Origin of the sequence: Snodgrassella sp. M0351, from assembly GCF_016100575.1 — a bacterium.
Lineage (GTDB): Bacteria > Pseudomonadota > Gammaproteobacteria > Burkholderiales > Neisseriaceae > Snodgrassella > Snodgrassella alvi.
In genome coordinates, this window is record NZ_JACFSG010000002.1 from 267,617 (window position 1) to 279,401 (window position 11,785).

An 11,785-nucleotide genomic window follows, 5' to 3' on the forward strand; every position below is an offset into this window, starting at 1 on the left:
AAGCATTACCATTCCATTGCAGTGCGTCGCGTTGCAGATTACTGATGTTATTCACCGCAGAACTCAGGCTACTAGACAAAGTAGAGACATTACTGTTGGTAGTAGAAAGACCGGTATTGTTACCGGCAGTCACAGTGGAAAGACTACTGCTCAGTGAGGTTGACAGATTATACAGCTGGTCACCGTTAACGGCATCGGTAGAGCCACTGCTAAGTGTACCGTTGGCTACATTGGTAATCTTCTGGGCAGCGCCGGAACCATGGCTGGCATCATAAGCATTACCATTCCATTGCAGCGCATCGCGTTGCAGATTACTGATGTTATTCACTGCCGAGCTCAGACTACTAGACAAAGTAGAGACATTACTGTTGGTAGTGGAAAGTCCGGTATTGTTACCGGCAGTTACAGTGGAAAGACTGCTGCTCAGTGAGGTGGACAGATTATACAGCTGGCTGCCATTAACGGCATCGGTAGAACTATTGCTCACTGTACCGTTTGCTACATTGGTAATCTTCTGGGCAGTGCCGGAACTATGGCTGGCATCATAAGCATTACCATTCCAACCCAGTGCATCGCGTCGCAGGTCACTGATGCTGGTGTTAACCTCTGCTAAGCTGGTCGACAGCGTAGCTGTTGCGCCGGAAACTGTATCCAGACGGTCAATAGCACCATTCAGTCTGCCAGTCAGATTACCTACAGAGGAGGAAACGGTGTTGAGTTTATCATTGGTGGTAAACAGCTGACCGCCTGTTACTGCCTCATTTGAACCCAGTTCAATTTTTCCGCCTGTAATATTGGTGATTTTTTTGTAGTTTGCATCATAATTTTCACCATTTATTTGCAGGGCATTCTGATCCAGAGTATTGATTCTATCTGTAGCAGAAGACAAATTATCGGAAATTCTGGAAGTGGATTCAGCAATACTGTTAATCCGCGTATTGGTCTTATTCAGGCTATCATTCAGATTCGCCACTGTAGAGCTTAAGCTGCCTACCCTCGAATTAGTCTGATTTAGCTGACTGCCATTGACTGCATCGGTGGAATCCGGGGCTAAATCAGCTTCGGCTACGCGGGTGATTTTCTGCGCCATAGTAGAACCATGGCCGGCATCGTAGGCAGATCCATTCCATTGCAGAGTATTGTCCTGCAGTCTGGTTACAGCAGCAGTTACTGAATTTACCGAAGTGGATACAGCATTAATACTAGAATTTGTAGTATATAGCTGGCTGCCATTCACTACATCTGATGAATCAGGTGCCAGTGAACCGTTTGCAACATTGGTAATTCGATACCGGGCATTGGTAACACCATGGCTGGCATCATAATAACTGTTGCCATTCTCTTCCTCTACCCATTGCAAGCTGTCTTTTTCCAGTTTGTTTACTGTATCGTTCACTTTGTGTACTGAGCTGGAAACGATACTCAGATTGGAATTAGTAGTAGATAACTGGCTGCCATTTACAGCATCGGTAGAGTTATACGTCAGATCACCGTTAGCTACATTGGTAATCTTCTGAGCCAGATTAGTACCATGGCTGGCATCATAGGCACCAGAGCCATCGGTGTTCTTTTTCCATTGCAGCGCATCAGACTGTAAAGCAGCGATATTGCTGTTTGCTGTACTGATATTACCATTGATATTGGTCAGATCACCGGCACGGCTTACAACAGTAGACAGTGAGCTGAAGCTGGTAGCAGAAGAGGTGGATAACTGATAGAGCTGACCGGCATTAACTGCATCAGTAGAGCCGTCTTCCAGCTGACCGGCAGCCACATTAGTAATCTTCTGCGCCTGATTAGTACCATGGCTGGCATCATAAGCACCAGAGCCATTGGTATTGTTTTTCCATTGCAGCGCATCAGACTGTAAATCAGAAACATTGCTGCTTACCGTATTCAGTTTACCGGTGGTGTTTAGAGCAGCGGTAGATAAAGAAGTGATACCGGAAGCAGAAGAGGTGGATACCTGATAAAGCTGGCTGGCATTAACTGCATCAGTAGAACCGTCTTCCACCAGACCGGCAGCCACATTAGTAATCTTCTGCGCCTGAGTGGTACCATGGCTGGCATCATAGGCACCAGTACCATCGGTGTTCTTTTTCCATTGCAGCGCATCAGACTGTAAATCAGCGATATTGCTGTTTGCTGTACTGATACTACCATTGATATTGGTCAGATCACCGGCACGGCTTACAACAGTAGACAGTGAGCTGAAGTTGGTAGCAGAAGAGGTGGATAACTGATAAAGCTGACTGGCATTAACCGCATCAGTTGAGCCGTCTTCCAGCTGACCGGCAGCCACATTAGTAATCTTCTGCGCCTGAGTGGTACCGTGGCTGGCATCATAAACACCTGAGCCATCGGTATTTTTTTTCCATTGCAGGGCATCAGCCATTAGCTGAGTAACATTATTAGTGATGTTGGTAACATTACCTGTATTGGCCACCGCTGCGTTCAGATTACTCAGACTGGTTGAAGTGGTTGTAGACAAGCTGTAGAGCTGAGCGGCATTAACCGCATCAGTAGAATGCTCATCCAGTACACCGGCCGCTAAATTACTGATTTTCTGAGGACTGGATGTTCCATGGCTGGCATCGTAAAAACCAGAACCATCAGCATTTCCATGCCATTGCAACGCATTACTGAGCAGAGAGCTAACTTGAGTATTCAGAACATAAACATTGCTGGCAACAGTAGAAATATTACCAGTAGTAGCTACCGCTTCATTCAGATTACTCAGGCTGGTCGAAGTGATTGTAGACAAGCTGTAGAGCTGAGCGGCATTGACTGCATCAGTAGAATGCTCATCCAGTACACCGGCTGCTACATTGCTGATTTTCTGCGGACTACTTGTTGCGTGACTGGCATCATAAAAGCCTGAGCCATCAGCATTACTTTTCCATTGCAGCGCGCCACCGAGCAGAGTACTTACCTGGTCATTTAAAACATTGACATTATGAGAGATATTGGCAATATTACCAGTAGTGGCTACTGCCTCATTCAAATTACTCAGACTGGTTGAAGTCGTTGTGGATAAGCTGTAGAGCTGGGCAGCATTGACCGCATCAGTAGAATGTTCATTAACCTGACCGGCGGCAATATTGGTGATTCTCTGCGCACGGTTGGTTCCGTGACTGGCATCGTAAAAACCGGAACCATCTGCATTTCCATGCCATTGCAGAGCATCAATAACCAAATCATTCACTTTAGTAGTTAATGTACTGATATTACTGTTAACATTCGTCAGATCACCAGCACGATTTAAAGTGGATGATAATGTACTCAGTCCGGTAGATGAAGAAGTAGATAGCTGATAAAACTGAGCAGCATTGACTGCCTCAGTAGAGTATTCATCTATATGACCGGCAGCAATATTGGTGATTTTCTGCGCACGATTAGTTCCGTGACTGGCATCATAAGCTCCGCTACCGTCTACATTACTTTTCCACTGCAATGCATCAGATTTTAAAGCTGAGACATCGTTGCTTACCGTATTCAGTTTACCGGTAGTGCTTAGAGCAACAGTGGATAAAGAAGTGATACCACTAGCAGAAGAAGTAGATACCTGATAAAGCTGACCGGCATTGACTGCATCAGTAGAATTGTCTGCCAGCTGACCGGCAGCCACATTAGTAATCTTCTGCGCCTGATTAGTACCATGGCTGGCATCATAGGCACCAGAGCCATTGACATTATTTTTCCATTGCAGCGCATCAGACTGTAAATCAGCAACAGAGCTGCTCAGTGTGCTGATATTACCATTTACATTGGTCATATCACTGACACGGCTCACAATGGTAGACAATGAGTTAAAGCTGGTAGAAGAAGAGGTGGATAACTGATAAAGCTGACCGGCATTAACCGCATCAGTAGAACCGTTTTCCAGCTGACCGGCAGCCACATTGGTAATTTTCTGCGCCTGATTGGTACCATGGCTGGCATCATAGGCACCGGAACCATCTATGTTCTTTTTCCATTGCAGCGCATCAGACTGTAAAGCAGAAACATTGCTGCTTACCGTATTCAGTTTACTGGTGGTGTTTAGAGCAGCGGTAGATAAAGAAGTGATACCGGAAGCAGAAGAAGTAGATACCTGATAAAGCTGGCTGGCATTGACTGCATCAGTAGAACCGTTTTCTAGCTGACCGGCAGCCACATTAGTAATCTTCTGCGCCTGATTAGTACCATGGCTAGCATCATAGGCACCGGAACCATCGGCATTGTTTTTCCATTGCAGCGCATCAGACTGCAAAGCAGAAACATTGCTGCTTACCGTATTTAGTTTGCCGGTAGTGCTAAGAGCAGCGGTAGATAAAGAAGTGATACCGGAAGCAGAAGAGGTGGATACCTGATAAAGCTGACCGGCATTAACCGCATCAGTAGAACCATTTATCAGCTGACCGTCTGCCACATTGGTAATTTTCTGCGCCTGATTGGTACCATGGCTGGCATCATAGGCACCGGAACCATCGGTATTCTTTTTCCATTGCAGCGCATCAGATTTTAAATCAGCAACAGAGCTGCTCAGTGTACTGATATTACCATTCACATTGGCCATATCACTGACACGGCTCACAGCGGTAGATAAAGAAGTGATACCGGAAGCAGAAGAGGTGGATACCTGATAAAGCTGACCGGCATTGACCGCATCAGTAGAATTGTCTGCCAGCTGACCGGCAGCTACATTGGTAATTTTCTGTGCCTGATTAGTACCATGGCTGGCATCATAAAAGCCGCCGATACCATTGACATTATTTTTCCATTGCAGTGCATCAGACTGCAAAGCAGAAACATTGCTGCTTACCGTATTTAGTTTACCGGTGGTGTTTAGAGCAGCGGTAGATAAAGAAGTGATACCGGAAGCAGAAGAGGTGGATACCTGATAAAGCTGGCTGGCATTGACTGCATCAGTAGAATCGTCTGCCAACTGACCGGCAGCCACATTAGTAATCTTCTGAGCCTGATTAGTACCATGGCTGGCATCATAGGCACCGGAACCATCGGCATTGTTTTTCCATTGCAGCGCATCAGACTGTAAAGTAGAAACATTGCTGCTTACCGTATTCAGTTTGCCGGTGGTGCTAAGAGCAGCGGTAGATAAAGAAGTGATACCACTAGCAGAAGAAGTAGATACCTGATAAAGCTGACCGGCATTAACCGCATCAGTAGAACCATTTATCAGCTGACCGTCTGCCACATTGGTAATCTTCTGTGCCTGATTAGTACCATGGCTAGCATCATAGGCACCGGAACCATCGGCATTGTTTTTCCATTGCAGCGCATCAGACTGTAAAGTAGAAACATTGCTGCTTACCGTATTCAGCTTACCAGTAGTGCTAAGAGCAGCGGTAGATAAAGAAGTGATACCGGAAGCAGAAGAAGTAGATACCTGATAAAGCTGACCGGCATTAACCGCATCAGTAGAACCATTTATCAGCTGACCGTCTGCCACATTGGTAATCTTCTGTGCCTGATTAGTACCATGGCTGGCATCATAGGCACCGGAACCATCGGTATTCTTTTTCCATTGCAGTGCATCAGATTTTAAATCAGCAACAGAGCTGCTCAGTGTACTGATATTACCATTCACATTGGCCATATCACTGACACGGCTCACAGCGGTAGATAAAGAAGTGATACCGGAAGCAGAAGAGGTGGATACCTGATAAAGCTGACCGGCATTGACCGCATCAGTAGAATTGTCTGCCAGCTGACCGGCAGCTACATTGGTAATTTTCTGTGCTTGATTAGTACCATGACTGGCATCATAAAAGCCGCCAATACCATTAACATTATTTTTCCATTGCAGTGCATCAGACTGCAAAGCAGAAACATTGTTGCTTACCGTATTCAGTTTACCGGTGGTGCTAAGAGCAGCGGTAGATAAAGAAGTGATACCGGAAGCAGAAGAGGTGGATACCTGATAAAGCTGGCTGGCATTAACTGCATCAGTAGAACCGTCTTCCACCAGACCGGCAGCCACATTAGTAATCTTCTGCGCCTGATTGGTACCATGGCTGGCATCATAGGCACCAGACCCATCGGCATTGTTTTTCCATTGCAGTGCATCAGACTGCAAAGCAGAAACATTGCTGTTCAGTGTGCTGATATTACTATTAACATTGCTCATATCACCGACTTTGCTTACAGCAGTAGACAACGAGCTTAAACCAGTGGTTGTAACACTGGCCAGATTTTTCATCTGTGCCACATTCACCGCATCGGTATCGTTTGTACCTGCTGCCAGACCGGTTAACTGACGGGTTATTCCGCTGCCTGCATTACCAATAGCAACAGCACCTGCGGTGCTGGTCCAGGTCGGATTATTCGCAGCAGAATTTGTACCAGTAGGGTCAAAGCCGGTTTTTCCTTTCTCAATATCGGCAACTGATCCGCTGCCCAGAGCGACACCTGTGTCTACAATAGTCGTAGCATTGGTACCTATTGCAATACCACTGGCATTGCTAACGCTGACAGAATTACCAATAGCAATTGCATCAGTAGCATTGGCACCTGTACTTGTGTTATTACCAATAATTAAGCCACGATCGGCATTAACCGTGTTATCATTGCCCAGAATCAGGCCACGAGTGGCCGTGACGGTATTATCATTACCAAAAACCAAATCTTTGGCTGAACTAACAGTATTATCATTACCAAAAACCAAATCTTTGGCTGAACTAACAGTATTGTTATTACCAACAATACGGATATTATTTACGCCTTCAGTTGTACCGCTAATGGTATTTTTATTACCGAAAACACCAGAATCATCAACAGCAATTGTGCCGTTTTCGTTACCAAGAGAATAAGTGTTGTTACCGGTAATATTGGTTGGGTTGCTCGGGGCTGCAATTATTTCACCATCCTTGAAAATGGCATTGCTTTGTACACCGCCGATTGCCCCGGATTTACGCCCGCTGACCTGATTACCCGCGCCAATACTGATACTCTGATCGCCAACTGCCTGTGCTGCATTACCGACTGCCACACTGCTGTTACCGGATGCAGTTGCACCCGCACCCAAAGCAACCGCTGCATCTTTATTTGCAGCACTGCTTAAACCAACTGCTACGCTGCCGGTACCATTTGAAGAAGCCATAGAGCCCAGAGCCACACTGGAAATACCAGTTGCCTGAGAGCTTATACCAAAGGCAATTGATGCAGCGCCGGAAGCCAGAGATGCTACGCCGAAAGCCATTGCTCCGCCCGCAGTTGCAGTTGCGTTAGCTCCGAATGCAGTGGAATAATTCCCGGTAGCGTAAGAACCGCAGCCATAGGCAAAAGAATAAATACCATAAGCTACAGGCATTGCATTGTTATCACCGCCGGTAGGGGCGGCCTGATAACCGGTTCCGCCATCGGTCTTACCTTCATCACTCCATGCTTCTGCTTTGTTAGAAGTTACGCTTCCGTATGGATGACTGGTTCCAAACGCAGTATTTCTAATGAAACGTAAGTATTCATCTTTTGCTGTAATGCCGTCTGTAACGGTTCTGCGACCATTAACTCTGTCTGCACCACAATGGTCGTCATCACCCGAGAATACCATGCTACCATGGCCGCCATATTGATAGCCGCCACCAGGCCAAACTGTACCGCTGTTATTGCCGCCGACAATTGCCGCATTAGCTGCATATACTGGAGCAATTGCCTGCCATTCTAAAATCAGCGCTGTGATTGTTACGCTAACAATTTTTTTCAGTCCTAGCTTATTAATAATTTTTTTAACTATTGATTGTTCACAAACAGTATTTGATTTGGTTTTACTATTCGCCAGCTCTGATGCGGCTACCCATGTTTGGGTATTTTCATTCCAGACATTCCGATAAACCTTGTTCATAGGTTTTCTCCTGATTGATTAAAGTTACAAAACCAACAATCCAACCCCCTGTACTACAATTTGAATCTGCTTACTCGGCTGTAAAATATCTGCTTATCTTGACGGCTGTATCAGCAGATAACCGACTCAGGAAATAATCTTCCGGAATAAACAATGACAAAGGTTTACCCAGCGTTAAATCCAATTAATGAAAAAGATTACGCTTGAAAAATAAAAGCTTATAAATTCTTAATTATTAATTATTAATATTTTCAGAATAGATAAATGATTAACTTAATCTTGTAACTTTTTAATACAAAGGTATGAGCAAACTGAATAATTAATATTAAATATATAGAATTAACATGAAAAAATATAAATGTACTTATTTATAATTAACTTTAAACGTAAGAAATTAATGTAAAAATTAAAATAAACAATAAAAATGAGAGAGAAACAGTTAACAGTGCCATTTTATGGCTGTGAATGATAGAAAAAGAAATATTTGATATTTGCAAATTATTTAAAACGGATATTATTGCGGCGTGTCGATTACAGGAGAAATCAAAAAAGATAAAAAATAATTTGGATTTAAGAAAATTTAAATCCAAATCAGCAGAGATGAGAAAGTAAGACGAACAAATTAGCCGGCTAAATCATAAATTTTCATATCGCACTTTTTATCTAGTTCTAAAAATTAGTAAACAAATTGATCATCAATTTTATAACCTGACTTTTCATACAGAGCTCTGGCTTTGAGATTATCGATTGATGTGCATAATGGAATGCCGTCATAGGCAGAATTACTAGCGAAGTTTCTTACTTTTTCCATTAATGGGTGGCAACACCGCATCTTCTGTGGCTTTTTATAATATATAAGTCATTCAAAATGATAGTGGGTGATATAGCTAAAAAAGAATATGAAAAATAAAACTGTATAAAACCATATGCTGTTTTATTATCGTAGACTAGAAAAATGATTGAATCATTGTTTATCAATCTTTCTTTAATGAGTTCTTTTAATTCAGATTGACAATCCTTAATACCATAAAATTCTCGATATTCAGAGAAAAGTAATGATATATCATTAAGTTAGTTTAATGTTCCTTGTAGTATATTAAATGAGGTATCCATACGTTTATCAATATCATAATGCTATTTAGATAATTAGTATTATGATATTAAACCGCTCCGTTTGGTTCAATATCTTATTTGTAATAGCATAGATTAATATTATAAAAGTGTAACTTTTCAGATTTCTTCAGAACGAATTTTAATTCTTGCGGGAGAAATCTATTAAATCTGTACACTGCAAATCAAAATTAATATATATATATATTAGAATGAATCAACTGGTTTAGTTTTTTTGACTGAATTAATTCTATTATAGATTGTCTTTTATCTTTAAAGAAAATTAGTTTTCAGGATTATAAATAAAAGTGAATGGTATAAAACATCAATAAAAAATATATTAGAGGTGGAATTATGAATAGTGTATTTTCTGCCAAGGTATCAGCATTGCAGATTTTTTTATCCAGGATATGATAACTAACAAAAGAGTGATTACCTTTTGCTAATCTTTGTTCTTTTAAAAAAATAAGTTTCTAATAAACCCAATACATCATTAATCAGCATAATACCGGTAATAATTAACAGAGCACCGAGGAAAAAAGCATAGTCAGGTAATTCAGACAGAATCAGCCAGCCCATCAGCATGGCAAATATTGGCTCAGCTAATTCAGTTACCTGAACCTGAGCAGCGGATAAATAACCAAGCGCTTTGGTAGTACAGTAAAATCCCAGAATAGTAGGTAAAATGGTCAAAGCTATTAGCCCTGCGACGGTTTGCCAGTGAAAATCAAAAGGATTTTGCCGGAAGGTTGCTAAATAGGGTATAGCCAGATAGATCAGACCAAACAATAATAAAAATCTGGTCAGATAAATACCACCATGTAAACCGAATTTCTTAACCAATACACTAAACAGCCCGTAACCGGCTCCTGCGGCACTGGCAAATATCAATAACAATAATGAGGCCTGCCCAGACCATGAAATAATGCTAATGCCGGCGATTGCAACAGCAACACCGGAAACGGCTGATATTTTAATTTTTTCATTTAATAATAAGCAGCCGAAAACTAATGCCGCTATTGTAGCTGAAGCCATGAGTATCACGACTACATTCGCCGCACTGCCATGCCCGTAAGCGATTGTTTCAAAGAAAAACAAAGTAAATATTCCAAACAGAGCACACAGACCAATATGCATCCAGATTTTTATATTATTATCTGATACAGGAGCAACTATCTGAATTTGCCGGGCAAATGGAGTACGTATCAAGAGTAGTGAAACAAAAACCAAAGCCAGAAACGTTTTATAAAACGCTATTTCATAAGGATTCAATCCACTGGCCATCAGTAATTTACTGATAATACCTATAGAACCATTTAGTGCGGCTGCTGATAGTGCAAATAAAATTCCGGCTAAAGCTTTAGGCATTATGGACTTTCTCCGATAAATCTTTCCACATCGCAGATTTCGAATATGCTGACTAAACTCAGAATCAGATTCCGATCATTCATTCAAACATGTAGCTATCTGACACGATAATTAAATAATCATATGCTAAAGCCAGTATTCTATACTGTTTAACAAGTCTGTTTTTATAGTTTTAAGAATTCTTGATTGCCCGTCCCATCTCTCGGTTTCTGAATTTGTATTTACTGAATAGTAGTCAGAGCAGAAATATTTTTACTGGTTTTAATCTGGTTTTTATTTCGATTATGTCAAATCAATATATTTATTATGCCGGTGCTGATTATTTTTATAACATTTGATAATGCAACCGACCACTTAAATGATTGTTTTATTCTGTAACGGTTTAATGGTTATTTGAAGATTAATTCTGTATCAGCAGGGAACAGGCTTAGTTCACTTTAGACATTAAAGCCGGCTATTGTCTTATCTGGTTGATGAATAATTATAATAATTAATTTTATATAATAAATTATTATCGTTTTATTTTAATTTTTTATTGTTAAATTTACATTTACATGATATTGTATGCCTGGTTTTTATATTTTTATAAAAAGGTATTAAACATGAACACTGTAATGCTTGAAACACATTCCCGATTAAACCGTTATTGCAAATTAATGTCTCAGTTAACCCTGATTCCTATATTCTGTATAAGTATCGGAATGATATCTCCTTTATTATTTTATTTTTTTGATATTCATAATATCGGACTGAATTCCGGGGGATATTCATTTTTTATTACCCATAGTATGGGTGATGGTAATGCTGATATTGATATATCCAAACTTTCTTTATGGCAGGCAGTTTCTGCTACCTTAATTGATACCATAATCATTGCGATTCTGGCTTATGGTTTCGTTCAGCTCAGATTGCTGTTTCTAAGCTACAGTAAAGCAGATTATTTTTCTGTGAAATCAGCAAATTACTGTTATGCATTTGGTAAAGCTTTGGTGATTTGGGAGGTTTTACAACTGCTCTCAGAGCCTCTGCTATCGTTTATCTTAACGCTTAATAATCATTTTCCGGATCGGTATATTTCGATATCATTTGAAAGTAGTGATTTAATTCTGTTATTCCCTTCTATCAGTATTATGATTATCGGTCAGATACTAAAAAAAGCATGCCAGATTGCAGAAGAAAATAAGCAGTTTATTTAACAGGAGTTTAATGTGCCGATTAGAATAAATTTAGATGTTATGCTTGCTAAACGGAAAGTGAAATCAAAAGAGCTGGCTGCTGCTATTGGTATTACCGAGCAAAACTTATCTTTGCTTAAACAGGGAAAAGTAAAAGGTATCAGGCTGGCTACGCTGGAGGCAATCTGTCAGTATCTGGATTGCCAGCCGGCTGATATATTGGAATATATTAAAGATAATCACTCGGAAACGACATTGTAACCGTTATCATGTCGTTTCATTAGCGCAA

5 protein-coding genes are annotated in these 11,785 nt (G+C 41.2%); 2 read left to right on the top strand and 3 right to left on the bottom strand.

The genetic code is table 11. The features are described from left to right. From H3V01_RS08985 to H3V01_RS08995, 3 genes are all read right to left on the bottom strand, one after another. Positions 1 to 7,843 (bottom strand): ESPR-type extended signal peptide-containing protein (locus tag H3V01_RS08985; RefSeq protein ID WP_198186574.1); only part of this gene is annotated, 7,843 nt, incomplete at its 3' end. A gap of 810 nt (positions 7,844 to 8,653) precedes the next feature. After that, complete coding sequence (locus H3V01_RS11285) at positions 8,654 to 8,905, bottom strand: GNAT family N-acetyltransferase (RefSeq protein WP_198186637.1); 252 nt, start codon at positions 8,903 to 8,905, stop codon at positions 8,654 to 8,656. Positions 8,906 to 9,385: 480 nt separating this feature from the next. Beyond that, on the bottom strand, positions 9,386 to 10,321 hold the full coding sequence (locus H3V01_RS08995; RefSeq protein ID WP_198186575.1) for a DMT family transporter: 936 nt from the start codon (positions 10,319 to 10,321) through the stop codon (positions 9,386 to 9,388). Positions 10,322 to 10,923: 602 nt separating this feature from the next. On the opposite strand from H3V01_RS08995, the gene H3V01_RS09000 reads away from it, so the two are divergent. Both H3V01_RS09000 and H3V01_RS09005 read left to right on the top strand, forming a co-directional pair. Continuing rightward, a complete protein-coding gene (locus H3V01_RS09000) occupies positions 10,924 to 11,517 on the top strand; it encodes a DUF2975 domain-containing protein (protein WP_198186576.1) in 594 nt (197 codons plus the stop codon). 12 nt (positions 11,518 to 11,529) lie between these two features. Further along, positions 11,530 to 11,757, top strand: coding sequence for a helix-turn-helix domain-containing protein (locus tag H3V01_RS09005; protein WP_078474427.1), 228 nt, complete (start codon positions 11,530 to 11,532; stop codon positions 11,755 to 11,757). The last annotated feature ends 28 nt before the right edge of the window (positions 11,758 to 11,785 follow it).